This is a genomic window from Streptomyces sp. NPDC002870, from assembly GCF_042888505.1.
In the GTDB taxonomy this organism is placed as follows: domain Bacteria; phylum Actinomycetota; class Actinomycetes; order Streptomycetales; family Streptomycetaceae; genus Streptomyces.
In genome coordinates this window covers 14,227-32,388 of record NZ_JBIAPW010000004.1, presented here as the reverse complement: position 1 = coordinate 32,388, position 18,162 = coordinate 14,227, and the positions used below count along the sequence as shown (strand labels likewise).

Here is an 18,162-nt window from a genome sequence, read left to right as displayed (position 1 = left end):
CAGCCCACCCCGGAGGGCCCGGTCGGAGGACGGCCGCGATACTGAGTCCATGAAGCTCAGCCGCCCCGTCTCCTGGTTCCTGCTCGCCTTCGGGGTGTGGAGCTGGTTCATCTGGATCACTTTCGTCAAGAACCTGTGGAAGGACGGCAGCGGGCTCGCATTCGACGACGCGGGTGACCCGACGGGCTATTTCTGGGTCCATCTTCTGCTCGCCATTACGTCCTTTCTTCTGGGGACGGCCGTTGGAGTGATCGGGTTGCGCGGGGTGCGGGCATTGCGGCGCGAGGCGCGCGACGGGCGCGACACGCGCGACGCGCGCGCCGAGGCTGACAGGGATTAGGGGAACGGACCGTGCTGGTGGTTGTTCTGCTCGTGGTGGTTGTGGTCGTCGCCCTGCTCGGGGGCGTGCACTGGTACGTGTGGCGGCGGCTGGTCCGCGACACGACGGCGCCCGGCGGGGTGGCCCGTCGGGTGGGCACGGCGGCGGCGTGGGGCCTGCCGGTGCTGACGGTGGGGGCGCTGGTGTCGGGGCGCGCGGGGGCGCCGTTCTGGCTGGAGCGGGTGCTGGCGTGGCCGGGGTACCTGTGGCTGGCGGTGCTGCTGTATCTGACGCTGGGGCTGGTGGTGGGGGAGGGTGTGCGGCCGCTGCTGCGGCGGGTGCTGGAGCGGAATTCCCCCACCCCGCCCTATCCCGAAACCGGGGGGCAGGCCCCCCAGCCCCCCGAGCCCGCCGCGGGCTTCGCCGCGGCGACGGTCGCTGCGGCGGTGGATACGCACGCTGCCGTCCCGGCTGGGGCCGAGTCCGCTGACCCGGCTGCGGTTGCGGCCGCGCCGGCCGCGTGCGCGGGCGCGTTCGGCACCCCGGAGCCCGGAGACCCAGGTACGGCCGCCGCACCCCCGGCGGCTGCGGCGGTGGATACGCACGCTGCCGACCCGGTCCCGGCTCGGGCCGAGCCCGTCGACCCCACCCAGCTCACCGAAGCCGCCGACCCGGGCGCGGCCGCCGAACCGGGTGCAGTCCTGTCCCGGCGGCTGTTCGTGTCCCGTGTCGTCGGCGGAAGCGCCGCCGCCGTCGCTCTCGGGACCGTTGGGTACGGGACGTACGGCGTCCTCCGTGGGCCCCGGGTGAAGCGGGTCACCGTGCCCCTCGGCAAACTTCCGCGCGCAGCCCACGGGTTCCGGATCGCCGTCGTCAGCGACATTCATCTCGGGCCGATCCTCGGCCGCGCGCACTCCCAGCGCATCGTCGACACCATCAACGCCACCTCGCCCGACCTCGTCGCCGTCGTCGGCGACCTCGTCGACGGCAGCGTCGCCGACCTCGGAGCCGCCGCCGAGCCGCTCGCGCAGTTGCGGGCGCGGCACGGGGCCTTCTTCGTGACCGGCAATCACGAGTACTTCTCCGGCGCTGAGGAGTGGGTCGACCACGTCCGCGAGCTCGGGCTCCGCCCGCTGCAGAACGAGCGCGTCGAGATCGCCGGTTTCGACCTCGCCGGCGTCAACGACGTCGCGGGCGAGAGCGAGGGCGACGGCCCCGACTTCGGCAAGGCCCTCGGCGACCGGGACCGGGCCCGCGCCTCCGTGCTGCTCGCGCACCAGCCCGTCGTCATCCATGACGCGGTGAAGCAGGGGGTGGATCTCCAGCTCTCCGGGCACACTCACGGCGGTCAGCTGTGGCCGGGCAACTACCTCGCCGCCCTCGCCAACCCCACCGTCGCAGGTCTCGAACAGTACGGCGACACCCAGCTCTACGTGACCCGGGGAGCGGGCGCGTGGGGCCCGCCCGTGCGCGTGGGGGCCAGCTCCGACATCACCGTCGTACAGCTCGCTTCCCGGCAGGCGTAGCCGAGGCCGAAGTTCTCGACGCAGCAGTACAGCGAACGCGCCGGCCTGAGACCTCAAGACCGGGACACTAGGGGGGAGCCGACGCCGGCAGCGCCACCGTCACCGCCAGGCCCTTGCCCGGCGCGGTCTGGACCGTCACCTCGCCGCCGTGCGAAGCCACCACCGCCCGCACGATCGCCATGCCCAGTCCGCAGCCCGCGGGCTGACTCCCGCCGCCGGCCGCCCGGAAGAAGCGGTCGAAGATGCGGTCCGCGTCCTCGCGGGCCATGCCGGGCCCCTCGTCCGCGATCCGCAGCCGCACCGCTCCGGGGCCGTGGCCCGCGCCGTCCTCGCGCGCCAGCTCCACCCGTACCGGCGCGTCGGCGGGGGTGTGGGCCCGTACATTGGCCAGCAGATTGCCGACGACCTGCCGCAGCCCCGACTCGTCGCCGTGCACGACCATCGCGCCGTCGGCCCGTACGTCGAGCGGACGCTGCGGCTGCTGGGCCCGCAGATCGTCCGCCGCGTCCCGCACCAGAGCACTCAAGTCGACCCAGGACACCCGCAGCTGGGGCTGCTGGTCCAGCCGGGCCAGGGTCAGCAGCTCCTCGACGAGCCGCCCCATCCGGTCGGCCTCGGCGGTCATCCGGGCCAGCGCCCTGGTCCGCTCGGCGGGCTCGCGCAGCATCCCCTTGTCGTACAGCTGCAGATAGCCGCGGATCGCGGACAGCGGCGTACGCAGCTCGTGCGAGGCGTCCGCGACGAACTGCCGCAGCTGGGCCGCGCTGTGCTCGCGCGTCTCGAAGGCCGACTCGACCTGGTGGAGCATCGAGTTGAGGGCGACGCGCAACTGCTCGATCTCGGTGACCGGATCGCGACTGCCGGGCACCCGTCTCGTGAGGTCGCCCTCGGCGATCGCGGAGGCCGTCTCCACCATGTCCTCCAGCGGCCGCAGCCGATGGCGCGTGCCGCGCACCGTCGCCACGGCGAGGCACGTCAACAGGACCGTGCCCAGCGCGAGATCGAGCTTGAGCGCCTTCTGGATGGCTCCGTGCACGGACTCGGTGGAGGTCGCCATCAGTACGAACGTGCCGTCGGCGAGCCGCGCCCCGACGGCGCGGTACGCGTCGCCGTCGAGCTTCAGATCGTGCGCCTGAGCGGACCCGGTGAACACGGCCAGATCGCCCGCGGCCGATGAGAGCGCGTGCTGCCGCTCCGTGGGCGCGACTCCCGCGAAGGCGATGGGCTGCCCCTTCGCGTCGAGGGCGACGAAGATCGTGTCCGCCCGGGGAAGGGTCCTCGCCGCCGCCCTCTCGGGGTCGTACTTGTCCCGCAAGGCCCCTATCGCGCTCAGCGAGTCGATCTGCTTCTGGGTGAGGCCGGCGCCCTGCAGCGCGTTGCGGGACCCGAGCAGCTCGGAGTCGACGTTGTCCAGCAGGTAGTGCCGCATACCCATCAGGCTGACCGCGGTGGCCGCGACGATGCCGAGGGCCAGCAGCGCCACATTCACCAGGGTGAGGCGGGCGCGCAGCGAGTGGATGCCGCGGTGGTTGCACCTCATGCGAGTCCGTATCCGACGCCCCTGCGGGTGGTTATCAGCGGCGGGCCCAAGGGGTCCAGCTTGCGCCGCAGATAGCTGATGTAGGTCTCGACGACGGTCGACTCGGCCTGGTGCTCGTACTGCCAGACATGGCGCAGCAGTTGCTCCTTGGGGACGATCCGCCCGCCGTTGCGTACGAGGAAACGCAGCAGCGCGTATTCGGTGGGTGTGAGCTGCACCGAGCGGCCCGCGCGCCGCGCCGCGTACGTCGCGTCGTCCAGCTCCAGATCCCCGTACCGCAGCGGCGGGCGCACCGGCAGCACGTCCGCGGGCCTGGTGCGGCGCAGTACGGCCCTGATGCGGGCCACCACCTCGTCGACGTTGAACGGCTTGGTGATGTAGTCGTCGCCGAAGCCGAGCGCGCCCACGATCTCGGCGGGCGCGTCGCGCGCGGTGACGAAGACGACGGCCGTATCGGGATGCAGGTCGCGCAGTGCACGCCCCAGCGCCCGCCCGTCGCCGTCCGGCAGCATCACATCGAGCAGCGCCACATCGGGGCGCGTCTGCCCGGCCAGCTGCTGTGCCTGCCGTACGCTTCCGGCCGTAATCACCTGAAAACGGTGATAGCGCAGTGCGATGGCGAGAACGTCCGCGATGCTCGGCTCGTCCTCGACGACCAGCACGGTCGCTCCCTCGTGGTTCATGCCCTCAGTATCGGCGTGTTCCCGGTGCGCGGGGCGGGTCACTGTCTTGGAGTTCCTTGAGAGTCATGGCCGCGCCGCGCCACGGACCGTATCCGCAGCCGATTCTGGTGACCGGCCCGGGGGAAACGGATCGACGAAGGGGCAGGAATCGTGGCGGCATTGGCACGCTGGTGCTATCGGCACCGGCTGGTGGTCCTGGTGCTGTGGGTGGGGGCGCTGTTCGGTCTAGGGGCCGCCGGCAGCGCGTCAGGCACCAACTACTCCAACAGCTTCAGCCTTCCGGACACCGACTCCACACATGCGTACGACCTGATGGTCGAGGCGTTCCCGGAGCGTTCCGGCGACACCGACACGGTGGTGTGGCGGGTCAGGGAAGGATCCGTGCGCGATACGGCGGTACGGGAGCGGGTGGAGCCCGCGCTCAAGGAGATCGCGGGCATGAAGGGGGTCGGCGAGGTCGCGAGCCCGTACTCGCAGGCGGGCGCGGCGCAGATCAGCAAGGACGGGCGGATCGCCTACGCCCAGGTCACCTTCGCCGAGCAGGCCAACGCCGTGCCGAAGGAGCTGGTCGAGGACGTCGTGGACACCGCGCAGGACGCGGAGCGGGCGGGTCTGCAGGTCGAGCTCGGCGGGCAGGCGATCGCCCGTATCCAGGAGCCGCCGACCGGCACGGCCGAGCTGGTCGGCATCGCGGCAGCCGCGGTCGTCCTCTTCCTGGCCTTCGGCTCGGTCTTCGCGATGGTGCTGCCGCTGGTGGTGGCCATCTTCGGCGTCGGCACCGGAATGCTGTCGACCATGCTGCTCAGCCATGCGACGGATGTGCCCGAAGTGGCACCGCTGCTGGGCTCGCTGATCGGCCTCGGCGTCGGCATCGACTACGCGCTGTTCATCGTCACACGGCACCGCAAGGGCATTCTGCGGGGCATGGCGCCCGAGGACGCCGCGGTCACCGCGCTGAACACCTCGGGGCGCGCGGTGCTGTTCGCGGGGGGCACCGTGTGCATCGCGCTCGCCGGCATGCTCGTGATGAACATGCGTTTCCTCGACGGCGTGGTGATCGCCACCTCGCTGACCGTCGTACTGAGCGTGCTGGCCGCGATCACCCTGCTGCCCGCGCTCCTCGGCGTCCTCGGCCCGCGGGTGCTCAGCCGTCGCCAGCGCCGCAGGCTTGCCGCCGACGGTCCTGACACGGCGGAGGCGAGCGGCGCCGCCGCCCGCTGGTCCGCGACCGTGCAGAGTCGGCCCAAGTCGATCGCGCTGGTCGCGGTCGTGGTGATGGCCGCGCTGGCGATCCCGCTGCTCTCGCTGCGGCTCGGCGCGAACGACCAGGGCAACCACAAGGAGGACACCACCACCCGGCAGGCGTACGACCTGCTCGCCGAGGGCTTCGGGCCCGGCTTCAACGGGCCGCTGCAACTGGTCGCGCGGGACGCGGAACCGGCGGCCGTCCAGGCGCTGGTGAGCACAGTGCGCGCCACGGACGGCGTCGCTCAGGCGGTCGCGCTGCCCTCGCCGCCGGACTCCGGCGTCACGGTGATCCAGGTCGTCCCCACCACCTCGCCGCAGTCGGAGGAGACGGACCAGCTGATCGACGTTCTGCGCGGCGAGGTCATCCCGCAGTCGGGCGAAGAGGTCCATGTCGGTGGAGTGACCGCGATCTTCAAGGACTTCGCGGAGGTGACGGGCGACCGGCTGCCGTACTTCGTCGGGACGATCATCGCGCTGGGCTTCCTGCTGCTGCTGATCGCGTTCCGCTCGCTGGTCGTCCCGCTGACCGCCGCCCTGATGAACCTGATCGCGGCAGCGGCCTCCTTCGGCGTACTCGTCGCGATCTTCCAGTGGGGCTGGGGAGCGGAGGCGCTGGGCCTGGGCAAGGAGGGCCCCATCACGGCGTTCCTGCCGGTCATCATGTTGTCCCTGCTCTTCGGGCTCTCGATGGACTACCAGGTCTTCCTGGTCAGCCGGATGCACGAGGAGTGGGTGCACACGAAGGACAACGCCCGGGCCGTCCGGGTCGGCCTCGCCGAGACCAGCCGGGTCATCAACTGCGCCGCCCTGATCATGATCTGCGTCTTCAGCGCCTTTGTGCTGAGCGGCGACATGGAGGGCGCGATGGCGGGCATCGGGCTTGCGGCGGCGGTGGCGCTGGATGCGTTCATCCTGCGTACGGCGCTGGTGCCGGCGGCGATGCATCTGCTGGGGAAGTCCAACTGGTGGCTGCCGGCGGGTCTTGAGAAGCGGCTGCCGCATCTGGCGGTGGAGCCGCGGGAGGACGCGCCGGAGCCGGTGGGGTCTGCCCCTTCCGGCGCCGTTCCCGGGCCGCGGTCCGGGGCGCCCGCCGCGATGGGAGGGTCCGTCGTCCACGGATTCGTCCGTACGCAGGAGGGCGAGCCGCTCGGCGACGCGATCCTCACCCTCGTCTCGCCGGGCGGCCGCCAGGTCGACCGGGTGGAGTCGCTGGCCGACGGCTCCTACATCCTGTCCGCGCCGGCCGGCGGGTCGTATCTGCTGGCCGTGACTGCGGACGTTCATGAACCCTGGGCCGGCCACATCATGATCGGCGGCGATCCGCTGGTCCACGACGTGGTGCTCTCGGACGTGGGAGTCAGCCGCTGACGGCCAGATCCACGAACACCCCGGCCGCGGCCGGGGTGTTCGTGGATTTGGTGTTCCGGCTACTTCTTGCGGGCGGCGACAGTCTCCGCCATCCCCGGCAGGAAGTCCGTGAACAGCTCATGCACATCACGTACGAGCGGCCGCAGCACCCGGAAGCGGGCGAGCGCGATACCGCGTGTGGTGAGCCGCGCCCCGCGTTCGGCGAGGCGCCTGCTGCGCTCACGGCCCTCCGAGCGGTCGAAGACCCAGAACAGGACAAGTCCCATCTGGGACAGCCACATCAACTCGGGCAGGACGTCGGCCAGTTCGTCCGGCACTTTCGCCCTGGCGCCCGCCAGGACTTCCCGGTGGACGGCGATGGCAGCCTCGCGGGCGTGTTCCGACTCGGGGGAGAAGGGGCTGAGCGGGCTCTCCGGGTCGGCCGCGTTCTTGAAGAACTGGGCCGCGAACTCGTGGTACGGCGCCGCGATGTCCAGCCATGCCGTCATCACCCCGGCGAGCCGGGCATCCAGATCGGTCTCCCGGTCCAGCAGGGGCCGGACCGCCGCCTGGTGCTCGGCGGCGATCCGGTCGTAGAAGCCCTGGACGAGGTGTTCCTTGGAGGAGAAGTAGTAGTACGCGTTCCCTACCGAGACCCCTGCCTCCTTGGCGATGGCCCGCATCGTCGTCTTGTCGTAACCGCGCTCCTGGAAGAGCCGGAGCGCGGTCTCGAGGATGAGCGTGCGGGTCTGCTCGCTCTTGGGGGCCTTCACTTCAGTCACGGTGCCCGAGCCTAACCGGGGACGGAACACCGGTCGTCGCAGGGCGTACCGGCGGCCCCTCCCGCCGCGGTCGCCTCGCGGTACCTGGCCGCCGCGAGCATCGTCACCCGTACGAACGGCAGTCCGGCCGGGGTGGCGAGCCAGTGGGCCTTGGGCCGGTACTCGGCCAGGGCCCAGAGGCAGATGATCCAGGCGGCGGGTCCGGTGTAGATCTGGCCCCTGTCGCCGATGACGGTGATCTCCCGCAGGGTCGTGGCGTGGTCGAGGCGCGGGTACCTGCGCCGTGCCTCGTCCGATCCCGCGGGCACCAGGTCCAGCGGTACGAGCTGCCGCTGCCGCAACAGCCAGCTGCGCAGGTGGACACAGAGAGAGCACTGGGCGTCGTACAGGACGGTCAGTCTCCGGACCGGGGTGCCCATCGCGCTCACGCTCCGGCGGGACCGGGGGCGGGTGCGTCCCACGGGCCCGTGCCCCGGCCGGCCTGGCTCGTCCAGCCCTGCGGCCCGACCGGCGGCACCTGCTCGCGCTCCATCACTCCGCGCCGGCGGATCTTGTTGAGGACCCAGACGTTGCCGAGGTGCATGAAGCCGAGGACGAGGAGCACGACGCCGAGCTTGACCGAGAGTGCCTCGAAGAGGCCGCGGGCGTCCTCGACCGAGTCCGCCGCCTTGAGGTAGAGGGCCACGAAGCCGAGGTTCACGAGGTAGAAGCCGACCACCAGCAGGTGGTTGACGGCGTCGGCCAGCTTCTCGTCCCCCCGCAGGACGCTGGCGATGAAGATGCGCCCGTTGCGGCTCAGAGTCCGCGCCACCCAGATGGTGAGCGCCACGCTGATCAGCAGGTAGACGACATACGCAACAACAGTGAGGTCCATCCCCCACCCTCCCTTGAACGCGTTCAAAAGCTGGTGTCATGGACTGTAGACCTACTTTTGAACATGTTCAAGCGGGATGGAGGGTGGGGCGGAAAACGAGGGGCGCGACTGGTGTGCCGGCTCTAACCTCGGCCGGATGACGCTCTCTTACGACATGGCCGGCCAGGGACCCGCGGTGGTACTGCTGCACTCGTCGGTGTGCGACCGGCGGATGTGGGACCCGCAGTGGCAGGCGCTGGCGGATGCCGGATACCAGGTGGTGCGCTGCGACTTCCGAGGGCATGGGCAGACACCCGCGGACGCGGGTGAGTACAGCGACGCCGAGGACGTACTGGAGTTGCTGGACGAACTCGGCATCGAGCGGGCGGCCCTGGTCGCCTCCTCCTTCGGTGGACGCGTCGCGCTGGAGGCGGCGGCCCGCAGGCCGGACCGGGTGACCGCGATGGCCCTGCTCTGCGCGGGCATGCCGGGCCATGAACCGAGCTCGGAACTAAGGGCTTTCTGCGCGCGCGAGGATGCGTTCCTCGACGCCGGTGACGTGTCGGCCGCGGTCGAGCTCAACCTGGATACCTGGCTGGGCCCGCAGGCGGACGAGCGGGTCCGCGAGAAGGTCCGGGTGATGCAGCGCCATGCGTTCGAGATCCAGCTGGCTGCGGAGGAGGCGGCGCGGGCGGCTGCGGACGAGGCGGCGCGGGCGGGGGCGGACGAGGCGGCCGGCGAAGGGCCGGTGTCACCGGCGCCCGCGCCCGCTTCGGAGCCCGGCCTCGCGGCGATCGAGGCGCCCTGCCTCGCCGTCGGCGGCGCGCACGACGTCGGCGACTTCCGCCGGATTGCCGCCAGGCTGCCGCAGTTGCTCCCCGGCGCCCGCCACATCGAACTGGACTGGGCCGGTCATCTGCCGTCGCTGGAGCGGCCCGACGAGACCACCGCGCTGCTGCGCGGCTTCCTCGCCGAGCATCTCTGAGGCCGCGCCGGCCTGCGCGGCCAGGATGTGCTCGACCTCCTGGATCTCCGCCGCGTCATGCCGGCCGCCGAGGCCCCGACCGCCGACTCGTCGTCGCCCATCGTCGTCGCCGTGATGAACGGGCCCTCAGCGCGCCCTACATGCTGCTCAGCGACCGCGCGTAGTTGATCTGGCCCATCACCATCTGGAAGGTCTGCGGACCTTGCGCCGGGATCATCGTCGAGTGGTGCTTGCCGCCGCTGGTCACCGTGACCTGGATGAAGCCCGTGGTCTTCTTCTCCTTCATCAGCAGGAAGAGCAGACCCAGCAGACAGAAGATGAAGAAGACGATCGCGAGCACGATGGCGTGCGTCGGGATCTTCTCCTCCGTGTGCGACATGTCGGTCGCGTTCCACACCGATCCCCGCAACGGGAGCGTGCCGGCCGGCGTCACGATCGAGTCGCCCATCACGGTGATGTCACCGATCGACACCAGCGGCGCACCGCCCGTCGGAGCGGGCGCACCCATCGGAACCGGAACCCCGGCCGGCATGGTCTGGCTGTAGTCCTGTCCCTGGCCCGGATAGCCGTACCCCGGCGCCGGATTGGGGTAGCCGTACGCCGGCGTCCCCGGAGGCTGTGTCGGCCCCCACTTGTACTCGCCGTCCGCGTACGGATTGGGCTCGCTCATGGTCTCGTCCCCGCTTCCTGCTGTGTCATGTCAGACGGTAATCGATCCTGCCAGGTATCGCCCCGGTCGGTGAAGCGAAGCGGGTACGGCGAAGGGCCCCGCCTCCCAAGTCCTGGGAGCGGGGCCCTCGTAGAGATTCAGCCGGAAAGGTCAGAAGCGACGCGTGATCAGCGCGCGCTTCACTTCCTGGATCGCCTTGGTGACCTCGATACCGCGCGGGCAGGCGTCCGTGCAGTTGAACGTCGTACGGCAACGCCACACGCCGTCCTTGTCGTTGAGGATCTCCAGGCGCTGCTCCCCGGCCTCGTCACGCGAGTCGAAGATGAAGCGGTGCGCGTTGACGATCGCCGCCGGGCCGAAGTACTGCCCGTCGTTCCAGAACACCGGGCACGAGGACGTGCACGCGGCGCACAGAATGCACTTGGTGGTGTCGTCGAAGCGCTCGCGGTCCTCGGCGGACTGCAGACGCTCACGCGTCGGCTCGTTGCCGGACGTGACGAGGAACGGCATCACGTCGCGGAACGCCTGGAAGAACGGCTCCATGTCCACGACCAGGTCCTTGAGGACCGTCAGGCCCTTTATGGCCTCGACCGTGATCGGCTTCTCCGGGTTGATGTCCTTGATCAGCGTCTTGCAGGCGAGCCTGTTCTTGCCGTTGATCCGCATCGCGTCGGAGCCGCAGATGCCGTGCGCGCAGGAGCGCCGGAAGGTGAGTGAGCCGTCGACGTCCCACTTGATCTTGTGGAGGGCGTCGAGCACACGCTCCTTCGGGTCGATCTCGATCTCGAAGTCCTGCCACTGCGCCTCGGCCGAGACCTCGGGGTTGAAGCGGCGGATCCGGAAGGTGACCGTGATGTAGGGAGAGGCGGCGGAATCCGCGTCGACCTTGTCCAGAGTGGGGGTAGCCATCAGTACTTACGCTCCATCGGCTGGTAGCGGGTCTGGACGACCGGCTTGTAGTCGAGCCGGATCGACTCGATGCCGTCGTCGCCCACCTCGCGGTACGCCATGGTGTGGCGCATGAAGTTGACGTCGTCGCGGTTGGGGTAGTCCTCGCGGTAGTGACCGCCGCGGGACTCCTTGCGGGCGAGCGCGGAGACTGCCATGACCTCGGCCAGGTCGAGCAGGTTCCCCAGCTCGATGGCCTCCAGCAGGTCGGTGTTGAACCGCTTGCCCTTGTCCTGGACCGAGACGTTCAGGTAGCGCTCGCGCAGCTCGCCGATCTTCTCGACCGCGGTCTTGATCGTCTGCTCGGTACGGAACACCATCACATTGGCGTCCATGCACTCCTGCAGCTCGCGGCGGATGTCCGCGACCCGCTCCTTGCCCGTGGCGCTGCGCAGCCGCTCGACCTGCTCCTGGACGAACGTCCCCGGGTCCTCGGGCAGATCGACGAAGTCGGTCTTCGCGGCGTACTCGGCGGCGGCGATGCCGGCCCGTTTGCCGAAGACGTTGATGTCCAGCAGCGAGTTGGTGCCCAGGCGGTTGGCGCCGTGCACCGAGACACAGGCGACCTCACCGGCGGCGTACAGACCCGGAACGACGGTGGTGTTGTCCCGCAGGACCTCGCCCTGGACGTTCGTCGGGATGCCGCCCATGGCGTAGTGCGCGGTCGGCTGGATCGGGATCGGGTCCGTGTAGGGCTCGATACCGAGGTACGTACGCGCGAACTCGGTGATGTCCGGGAGCTTGGCGTCCAGCTGCTCCGGCGGCAGGTGGGTCAGGTCCAGGTAGACGTGGTCGCCCTCGGGACCGCAGCCGCGGCCCTCGCGGATCTCCGTGTAGATGGAGCGCGAGACGACGTCACGCGAGGCGAGGTCCTTCATGACGGGCGCGTACTTCTCCATGAAGCGCTCGCCGTCCTTGTTGCGCAGGATGCCGCCCTCACCGCGGGCGCCCTCCGTGAGCAGGATGCCCATGCGCCAGATGCCCGTCGGGTGGAACTGGAAGAACTCCATGTCCTCCAGCGGCAGTCCGCGCCGGTAGCAGGCGGCCTGCCCGTCACCGGTCAGGGTGTGCGCGTTGGAGGTCACCTTGAAGAACTTGCCGGTGCCGCCAGAGGCGTAGATCACGGCCTTCGCCTGGAAGATGTGGATCTCGCCGGTGGCCAGCTCGAACGCGACCACGCCCGCCGACTTCTTGACGCCGTCGACCTCGGTGATCAGCTGGTCCAGGACGTAGAACTCGTTGAAGAACTCCACGCCCTCCTTGACGCAGTTCTGGTACAGCGTCTGGAGGATCATGTGGCCGGTGCGGTCCGCGGCGTAGCAGGACCGGCGGACCGGCGCCTCGCCGTGGTTGCGCGAGTGGCCGCCGAAGCGGCGCTGGTCGATGGTGCCGTTCGGGGTGCGGTTGAACGGCAGGCCCATCTTCTCGAGGTCCAGGACCGCGTCGATGGCCTCCTTCGCCAGGATCTCGGCGGCGTCCTGGTCGACCAGGTAGTCACCGCCCTTGATCGTGTCGAAGGTGTGCCACTCCCAGTTGTCCTCCTCCACGTTGGCGAGCGCGGCGGCCATGCCGCCCTGCGCCGCGCCCGTGTGGGAGCGGGTCGGGTAGAGCTTCGTCAGCACGGCGGTACGGCTGCGCTTGGTCGACTCGATGGCCGCGCGCATACCGGCGCCACCGGCGCCGACGATGACGGTGTCGTACTTATGGATCTTCATTGGTCTCGTCAGCCCCGGCTTTAGCGGATGTTCGGGTCGAAGGTGAAGATCACCAGCGTGCCCAGAAGGATGGTGAACACCGTGGCGGTGTACAGCAGGCCCTTGAGCCACAGGCGCGTGTTGGCGCGCTCCGCGTAGTCATTGATGACTGTACGGAGGCCGTTGGCGCCGTGCAGCATGGCGAGCCACAGCATCAGCAGGTCCCAGGTCTGCCAGAACGGGGACGCCCAGCGGCCGGCCACGAAGGCGAAGCCGATCTTGGAGACGCCGCCGTCGAGCACGAGCTGGATCAGCAGGTGGCCGATGACGAGGACGACGAGGACGACGCCGGACAGGCGCATGAAGAGCCATGCGGCCATCTCGAAGTTGCCGCGGGTCGCCTTCGGGGTCTTCCTGGTGCGCAGGCGCGCTGCCTCGATGTACGGAGCCGGGTTCTCGGCGTCGTACAGGCTCTCGCCCTCGACGGGACCGACGGCGGAAGGGGTGTCAGCAACTGTGTTGTTCGAAGACATGGTCTGACGTCAGCTCCCGAACAGTTCACGTACGGCGTGGCCGAGCACCGGGTACAGGGCGCCCACCATCAGCACGAACCAGATGGCCATCACGGTCCAGAACATCTGCTTCTGGTAGCGAGGGCCCTTGGACCAGAAGTCCACGGCGATGACACGCAGGCCGTTGAGCGCGTGGAAGAGAATCGCGGCCACCAGGCCGTATTCGAGGAGCGCCACGATCGGCGTCTTGTACGTGGCAACGACATCGTCATAGGCCTCGGGCGAGACGCGGACGAGAGCGGTGTCCAGCACGTGTACGAACAGGAAGAAGAAGATGAGGACGCCGGTGACTCGATGAGCCACCCAGGACCACATTCCTTCCCGGCCGCGGTACAGCGTTCCAGCCGGCACGGAAGAACCCTCCGAAAGCGGGGATTGGGGCCTGCCGGCTTGGGTGGTCGGTCTGGCCCGGCCGGGTACGGTCCACCGGCCCCGGCCATCGTAGCGACGACTTGTCGGTTCGATAGCCCGGGGTCCACTGGTGTGATCAAACAGGCAATCAAACAGCCTCGTACGGGCTATCGGGAAGCCCCTGCGACGTCTGATTCCGGATGGTTGGCGACTACATGTGCCAGTCGGGAGCGAGCGAGACCGCGCAGTTGCTCGGCGGAGACGGCCCGCTCCTCGTCGGGTTCGTGGCCGAGGCGGGCGCGAATGCCGGCCAGCACCTGGTCGAGGTACTCCTCGGGGTGGTATCCGTCGAGGCAGATCACGAAGGCGTGACCGAAGCGGCTCTCGTACGCGGCGTGGGCGGCGCCGAGCGCGGTGTGGGCGGCCTGGGGCGCGCCCGGGTGCACTCCGGCGGACGACTCGTCGGCGAGGGCCTCGCAGAGGTCGGCGGGGGAGAGGTCGTAGCTGGCCTCGTCGGCGGCGGCGAGGAGCGCGTCGAGGTCGGGGTAGGGGCGGTGGGCGACGAGTCGCTGGGCCCAGCGCCTGCTGCCGCAGCAGGCGAGGAGGGTGGTTTCGGCGGCGCCGGCGGGGGCGGTGTTGAAGCGCTCGAGGCCGGGAGTGCGGCGGCGGCGGTCCGGCGTCGCGGCCGGTGGTGAGGCAGGGCGCGAGCCCTGGGAGGCCTGCGATGCCTGGGAGGCCAGCTGGGACGGTATGGCCGATGGTGTGAGGGCACGGGGCGTGTGGTGGAGTGTCGGCGGTCGCTTCGGGAGGCCGGCGTGGGATTCGCTGGACAGCGTGGGCTCCTCGAAAAGGACAGCTGGACGGCTGCGGCGCAGGGGATTGACCACAACGCTATCCGCGCCTGACAGCAGCTGTCCGACGGATGCGTAATTTTCACCCGGACGAGAGAGTTTCGATCATGTGATGGACGATGGACGGGGGTGCTTCACCGTAGTTCCGCAATATATGGGAGGTATCCGAGTGATACGGCACTTTGGGCGCACGCGGTTCACCGGCACGGTCCTCGCCGCAGCCGCGGCGTTCTCGATGACGCTGACCGGCTGCTCGACCGGTGAGCCCGACAGGGCGGGCGGAGGTGGTGCGCGGGGCGACGTGAAGGCCCCCACCACCGCGAGCCCGTCGCCGTCGCGGACGTACGCCCTCTCCAAGGCGCCCGCCACCATCCCCTCCGTACGCACGCACGAGCCGGCCCGCGGTCCAGGCTGGCGGCCCGGGCCCGGCGGCGGAGTCGTCGTCGCCAAGGGCAGCGAGGCGCTCGCCGACGAGGGCCGGCTGATAGCCGGCGAACTGAAACTGGGCTACCGCGGGGCGGTCCCGGCCCGCGCGGGCGACGTGGAACTGGCACTCGCGGGCAAGGGCGGGCGCGAGTCGTACACCGTCCTCACCTCCGGCGGCCGGGTGCGAATAACCGGCGCCGGCGAGGCCGGAGCCTTCTACGGGACACGGACCCTGAAGCAGGCCGTGAAGTCCGGCGGTGCGATGCCGGAAGGCGTCGTACGGGACGGGCCGGACCGGCCGCAGCGCGGGCTGATGATCGACATCGCACGCAAGCACTTCACCGCGGGCTGGATCGAGGACCGGCTGCGCGAGATGGCCGATCTCAAGCTCAACCAGCTCGGCCTGCACTTCTCCGACGACCAGGGTTTCCGTATCGCATCGGACTCGCATCCCGAGATGGTCTCGAGTCAGCACCTGACCAAGGACGAGGTACGCAGGATCGTTTCGCTCGCGGCCCGGCTGCACATCACCGTCATCCCCGAGATCGATTCTCCCGGCCATCTGGGCGCGGTGCTCGCCGCGCATCCCCAGCTCCAGCTGAAGGACGTGGCCGGCCGGCCGGTGCGGGGCGCGATCGACATTGGGCAGGACGAGTCCGCGCGGATCGTGGACGAGTTGCTGCGCGAGTACGCGGAACTGTTCCCCGGCGCGTACTGGCATCTGGGCGGCGACGAGTACCAGGCGCTGGTCCGGCAGAACCCGGAGGCGTCCTTTCCGCAGCTGGCGGCCCTGGCCCGGCAGAAGTACGGACCGCAGGGGCGGGTCCAGGACCTGGCGACGGCCTGGGTGAACGACCGCGCGGCGGTGCTGCGGCCCAAGGGCAAGAAGCTCAAGGCATGGAACGACGGCTTCTTCCGCGGCGGTGTGGTCACCGTGGACAAGGACATCGAGGTCGAGTACTGGACCGGCAAGGAGATCGGCGCGCGCCCCCCGGTGGAGTATCTGCGCGAGGGCCGACGGCTGGTGAACGTCAACGACGAGTACCTCTATTACGTGCTGGGCCAGCCGCAGACCTTCGTATATCCGACCGGTCGGCGGATATACGAGCAGTGGAATCCGTTCGTGATCCGCGGCACCCAGCCGGTGCCGCGGAAGTACTCGGACCAGATCCTGGGTGGCCGTTTCGCGGTCTGGTGCGACCTGTCCCAGTCGCAGACCCCGGAGCAGGTGGCGCGCGGCATCGCCATGCCGCTGGCGGCGACGTCCCAGAAACTGTGGGACCCGCGCAAGCCGACCCGCAGCTGGCAGAGCTTCCAGCAACTGGCGCGGACGCTGGGCTTGGCCTGAGCTGCGGATTCGCGCTGGACCGGGGCAGCGAATGCAGTGCACCAAGGCGATGCGGAGAGCGGAGAAAGTCGCGGTGCGAGCCTGCCCGGGGGTGTGCGGGCTCACACCGCGGGTCCATGGCCGCGGCGGTCCCAACGGGGCGCTCTGCAGGCCGAGTTCCGGGTGCGCAGAATGTAACAGAGCTGTGGCTTAAATGTGTGCGAGTGGCTCGAGATTGTTGCTCGGTCGGACGCGGCGCAACGGTGGCGGCCCGGTGCCGAAGGGGGTACTTTGCGCCATGCGGCCCGAGGCCCGAGCCGGCGGACTCCGCTTCCGACTGCCGGAAGGATCTGAGGATTTCCGGAAGGATCTGGGGATTTCCGGCTCGTCGGAGTGACGCATTTGAGCCACGGGGCGCAGTAAGAGGAAGTACTGCGTCCGCGATGGGAGGCGTCCGTGGCTTCGAAGAGCCTGAGGGAACTGATCGCACAGGCGGATGAGCGAGGCCTGGCCGCGAGCGGGCTCGCCTGCCTGGACCGCTGTCTGCCGCTGCTCGCGTCCGAAGCCGACGTGCTGCGTCCGCTGTGGGCCGGTCTGGTGGAGGGCGAGGAGGACTGGTCAGCTCGCCTCGCCGAGGCCCGCGAGACGATGGAGGGCGCGGCCGTCGAGGACGAAGCGGCGGCGCTCGTACGTCAGATGCTCGGCGCTGCGCCCTCGGAATGGGAGGCGGACCCGCTGCGGGAGTGGGCGGACGACTGCTCCGTCGCCGCGCTCGAACTGCACCACCGCTTCGACGCGGGCCCAGGGGCCGACGAGCCCGCCGCCGCTGATGTCGTCGAGGTGCTCAAGCGCTGTCGGGAGGGCGAGCCGGACGGCGCGGGCCCGCTCGTCTCCGGTGAACTCCGCCGCCAGGTGCAGATCCTGGAGATCCTGGCGGACGCGGAGGGCGGCGTCGGGCTGCGTCAGGCGCTGGACGTGTCGACCGAGGGGCAGCGGGTCCTGCGCGCGGTGGTCTCCCGCCGGGCGCGCGTCCAGCGCTGAGGGTCGGGCGCTGGAGTTCGGCGTCGGCGCGGCAGATTCGGGGTCACCGCGGACGGCTGGGCCACGGGGCCGCGTTCGCCGAGAATGCGTTCGCCGAGACCGAGCTCGCCGAGAGCGGCGGGCGGGCCGTGTCCGTCGGCCCGGAGCACTCCACAGCCGGTGAGCGGCCGCCACGGTGATCGTGTCCCCGGACTGCGAGTCCGGGGCGTCCGTTCTCAAGCTGAGCATGCTCGGTGGTGCCGGGCGTGAGTTCTCCGCGCCCTGTCTCGGTGCCCGGCACGAACCCCGCCCGGTGTGCCGGATATGAGAAGAGCGGGTATCAGTTCTCGCCGCGCTCGCCGGCTGAAGGCTCGCCGGCCGAAAGCTCGTCGGCCAGTTCGCCCGCCGGCAGCTCGCCGGTGCAGGTTGCTCGGCCGTAGCTGCCGGACGCGGTGGCGAGTTGTACGTGCTTGCCGCGGATGGCGAGCGTGCAGCTGGCCTGGCCGCCCTTCTCGCCCAGGACGATGGCGATGGTCGGTGCCTTGCCGAGCGGTACCTGGACCGACTTCTTCCAGGGCAGCGCGACGCTCTTCTCCACGGTCGCCTTGCCGGACTCGCTGCGCGCGAGGTACGAGAGCTCGGCCGTGCCGGTCCCTGTGACCTCGTAGGTCACCTCGGCGGTCGGGACGGCGCGGGCCTTCGGCGTGTCGGGGGTGCTGAAGATTCCGTAGCCGATGAGCCCGCCGCAGGCGAGCAGCACCGCGGCCGCGATGGCCAGGCCGCCCCGGTCCAGCACGCGCTTCCCGGCGTTGTCCGGCCCGGTGTTGTCCGGCCCCGCGCCTTCCGTCGCCCCCGCGTTTTCGGTCGCCCCCGCGCTTTCCGTCGGCTCCGCGTTTTCGGTCGGTTCCGTGGATTCGCTGGCTTCGGTGGATTCAGTGGATGGCATGACGGCCCGGCTTTCGATGAATTGACTCGGTGTGGAACCGGGCGGTTATACCCCATGCGACCCGCCGCGCGCGA

18 protein-coding genes are annotated in these 18,162 nt (G+C 70.1%); 6 read left to right on the top strand and 12 right to left on the bottom strand.

Annotated features, from left to right (window positions below):
- Window positions 1-49: 49 nt before the first annotated feature.
- Together ACFYWY_RS06755 and ACFYWY_RS06750 are read left to right on the top strand one after the other, a co-directional pair.
- Window positions 50-340, top strand: a complete 291-nt coding sequence (locus tag ACFYWY_RS06755) for an SCO4848 family membrane protein (protein ID WP_389180794.1) — start codon at window positions 50-52, stop codon at window positions 338-340.
- Between the two features lie 11 nt (window positions 341-351).
- Window positions 352-1,845: a metallophosphoesterase gene (locus tag ACFYWY_RS06750; RefSeq protein ID WP_389180791.1), complete on the top strand. Its 1,494-nt coding sequence runs from the start codon at window positions 352-354 to the stop codon at window positions 1,843-1,845.
- Window positions 1,846-1,912: 67 nt separating this feature from the next.
- Here ACFYWY_RS06750 and ACFYWY_RS06745 read toward each other — a convergent pair whose 3' ends face one another.
- Window positions 1,913-3,385 carry a sensor histidine kinase gene (locus ACFYWY_RS06745; RefSeq protein ID WP_389180788.1) on the bottom strand — a complete coding sequence of 491 codons (1,473 nt, stop codon included), beginning with the start codon at window positions 3,383-3,385 and terminating at the stop codon, window positions 1,913-1,915.
- Window positions 3,382-4,068, bottom strand: coding sequence for a response regulator transcription factor (locus ACFYWY_RS06740; protein WP_389180785.1), 687 nt, complete (start codon window positions 4,066-4,068; stop codon window positions 3,382-3,384). Before ACFYWY_RS06740 ends, ACFYWY_RS06745 begins: the two co-directional genes overlap by 4 nt.
- Before the next feature lie 159 nt (window positions 4,069-4,227).
- Between ACFYWY_RS06740 and ACFYWY_RS06735 the strand changes: the two genes are divergently transcribed.
- A complete protein-coding gene (locus ACFYWY_RS06735; protein WP_389181512.1) occupies window positions 4,228-6,684 on the top strand; it encodes an MMPL family transporter in 2,457 nt (818 codons plus the stop codon).
- 59 nt (window positions 6,685-6,743) lie between these two features.
- On the opposite strand, the gene ACFYWY_RS06730 is transcribed toward ACFYWY_RS06735, so the two are convergent.
- Genes ACFYWY_RS06730 through ACFYWY_RS06720 form a run of 3 tightly spaced genes read right to left on the bottom strand, consistent with a single transcriptional unit; the run spans window position 6,744 to window position 8,319 of the window.
- The gene (locus ACFYWY_RS06730; protein WP_389180782.1) at window positions 6,744-7,445 is read right to left on the bottom strand and encodes a TetR family transcriptional regulator; all 702 of its coding nucleotides are present in this window, start codon (window positions 7,443-7,445) and stop codon (window positions 6,744-6,746) included.
- An 11-nt stretch (window positions 7,446-7,456) separates the two neighbouring features.
- Window positions 7,457-7,864 carry a thiol-disulfide oxidoreductase DCC family protein gene (locus ACFYWY_RS06725; RefSeq protein ID WP_389180779.1) on the bottom strand — a complete coding sequence of 136 codons (408 nt, stop codon included), beginning with the start codon at window positions 7,862-7,864 and terminating at the stop codon, window positions 7,457-7,459.
- Between the two features lie 5 nt (window positions 7,865-7,869).
- Window positions 7,870-8,319, bottom strand: coding sequence for a hypothetical protein (locus tag ACFYWY_RS06720; RefSeq protein WP_389180776.1), 450 nt, complete (start codon window positions 8,317-8,319; stop codon window positions 7,870-7,872).
- A 136-nt stretch (window positions 8,320-8,455) separates the two neighbouring features.
- Here ACFYWY_RS06720 and ACFYWY_RS06715 point away from each other — a divergent pair, with 136 nt between their 5' ends.
- On the top strand, window positions 8,456-9,283 hold the full coding sequence (locus ACFYWY_RS06715) for an alpha/beta fold hydrolase (protein ID WP_389180773.1): 828 nt from the start codon (window positions 8,456-8,458) through the stop codon (window positions 9,281-9,283).
- A 136-nt stretch (window positions 9,284-9,419) separates the two neighbouring features.
- Here the strand turns inward: ACFYWY_RS06715 and ACFYWY_RS06710 are convergent, their stop codons facing one another.
- The 6 genes from ACFYWY_RS06710 to ACFYWY_RS06685 form a co-directional block, all read right to left on the bottom strand.
- Window positions 9,420-9,953 (bottom strand): hypothetical protein, encoded by a 534-nt coding sequence (locus tag ACFYWY_RS06710; RefSeq protein WP_389180770.1) that lies wholly within the window; start codon window positions 9,951-9,953, stop codon window positions 9,420-9,422.
- Between the two features lie 150 nt (window positions 9,954-10,103).
- The gene (locus ACFYWY_RS06705) at window positions 10,104-10,862 is read right to left on the bottom strand and encodes a succinate dehydrogenase iron-sulfur subunit (RefSeq protein WP_389180767.1); all 759 of its coding nucleotides are present in this window, start codon (window positions 10,860-10,862) and stop codon (window positions 10,104-10,106) included.
- On the bottom strand, window positions 10,862-12,616 hold the full coding sequence (gene sdhA / locus ACFYWY_RS06700) for a succinate dehydrogenase flavoprotein subunit (protein ID WP_389180764.1): 1,755 nt from the start codon (window positions 12,614-12,616) through the stop codon (window positions 10,862-10,864). Before sdhA ends, ACFYWY_RS06705 begins: the two co-directional genes overlap by 1 nt.
- Before the next feature lie 20 nt (window positions 12,617-12,636).
- Window positions 12,637-13,128: a succinate dehydrogenase hydrophobic membrane anchor subunit gene (locus ACFYWY_RS06695; protein WP_389180761.1), complete on the bottom strand. Its 492-nt coding sequence runs from the start codon at window positions 13,126-13,128 to the stop codon at window positions 12,637-12,639.
- A gap of 9 nt (window positions 13,129-13,137) precedes the next feature.
- Window positions 13,138-13,518: a succinate dehydrogenase, cytochrome b556 subunit gene (gene sdhC / locus ACFYWY_RS06690; RefSeq protein ID WP_360871672.1), complete on the bottom strand. Its 381-nt coding sequence runs from the start codon at window positions 13,516-13,518 to the stop codon at window positions 13,138-13,140.
- Between the two features lie 167 nt (window positions 13,519-13,685).
- Entirely contained in the window at window positions 13,686-14,270 is a 585-nt protein-coding gene (locus ACFYWY_RS06685) for a 2-oxo-4-hydroxy-4-carboxy-5-ureidoimidazoline decarboxylase (RefSeq protein ID WP_389181509.1), read from the bottom strand.
- Window positions 14,271-14,604: 334 nt separating this feature from the next.
- Here ACFYWY_RS06685 and ACFYWY_RS06680 point away from each other — a divergent pair, with 334 nt between their 5' ends.
- Complete coding sequence (locus ACFYWY_RS06680; protein WP_389181506.1) at window positions 14,605-16,143, top strand: glycoside hydrolase family 20 protein; 1,539 nt, start codon at window positions 14,605-14,607, stop codon at window positions 16,141-16,143.
- 435 nt (window positions 16,144-16,578) lie between these two features.
- Window positions 16,579-17,163 (top strand): hypothetical protein, encoded by a 585-nt coding sequence (locus ACFYWY_RS06675; protein WP_389180757.1) that lies wholly within the window; start codon window positions 16,579-16,581, stop codon window positions 17,161-17,163.
- Between the two features lie 319 nt (window positions 17,164-17,482).
- On the opposite strand, the gene ACFYWY_RS06670 is transcribed toward ACFYWY_RS06675, so the two are convergent.
- Window positions 17,483-18,088 (bottom strand): hypothetical protein, encoded by a 606-nt coding sequence (locus tag ACFYWY_RS06670; RefSeq protein ID WP_389180753.1) that lies wholly within the window; start codon window positions 18,086-18,088, stop codon window positions 17,483-17,485.
- Window positions 18,089-18,162 lie beyond the last annotated feature (74 nt).

Bases quoted from the DNA above. Each gene is read 5' to 3' on its own strand.
- ACFYWY_RS06755 (WP_389180794.1), top strand. From the start codon at position 50: ATGAAGCTCAGCCGCCCCGTCTCCTGGTTCCTGCTCGCCTTCGGGGTG.
- ACFYWY_RS06745 (WP_389180788.1), bottom strand. From the start codon at position 3,385: ATGAGGTGCAACCACCGCGGCATCCACTCGCTGCGCGCCCGCCTCACC.
- ACFYWY_RS06740 (WP_389180785.1), bottom strand. From the start codon at position 4,068: ATGAACCACGAGGGAGCGACCGTGCTGGTCGTCGAGGACGAGCCGAGC.
- ACFYWY_RS06725 (WP_389180779.1), bottom strand. From the start codon at position 7,864: ATGGGCACCCCGGTCCGGAGACTGACCGTCCTGTACGACGCCCAGTGC.
- ACFYWY_RS06720 (WP_389180776.1), bottom strand. From the start codon at position 8,319: ATGGACCTCACTGTTGTTGCGTATGTCGTCTACCTGCTGATCAGCGTG.
- ACFYWY_RS06715 (WP_389180773.1), top strand. From the start codon at position 8,456: ATGACGCTCTCTTACGACATGGCCGGCCAGGGACCCGCGGTGGTACTG.
- ACFYWY_RS06710 (WP_389180770.1), bottom strand. From the start codon at position 9,953: ATGAGCGAGCCCAATCCGTACGCGGACGGCGAGTACAAGTGGGGGCCG.
- ACFYWY_RS06705 (WP_389180767.1), bottom strand. From the start codon at position 10,862: ATGGCTACCCCCACTCTGGACAAGGTCGACGCGGATTCCGCCGCCTCT.
- sdhA (WP_389180764.1), bottom strand. From the start codon at position 12,616: ATGAAGATCCATAAGTACGACACCGTCATCGTCGGCGCCGGTGGCGCC.
- ACFYWY_RS06695 (WP_389180761.1), bottom strand. From the start codon at position 13,128: ATGTCTTCGAACAACACAGTTGCTGACACCCCTTCCGCCGTCGGTCCC.
- ACFYWY_RS06680 (WP_389181506.1), top strand. From the start codon at position 14,605: ATGACGCTGACCGGCTGCTCGACCGGTGAGCCCGACAGGGCGGGCGGA.
- ACFYWY_RS06670 (WP_389180753.1), bottom strand. From the start codon at position 18,088: ATGCCATCCACTGAATCCACCGAAGCCAGCGAATCCACGGAACCGACC.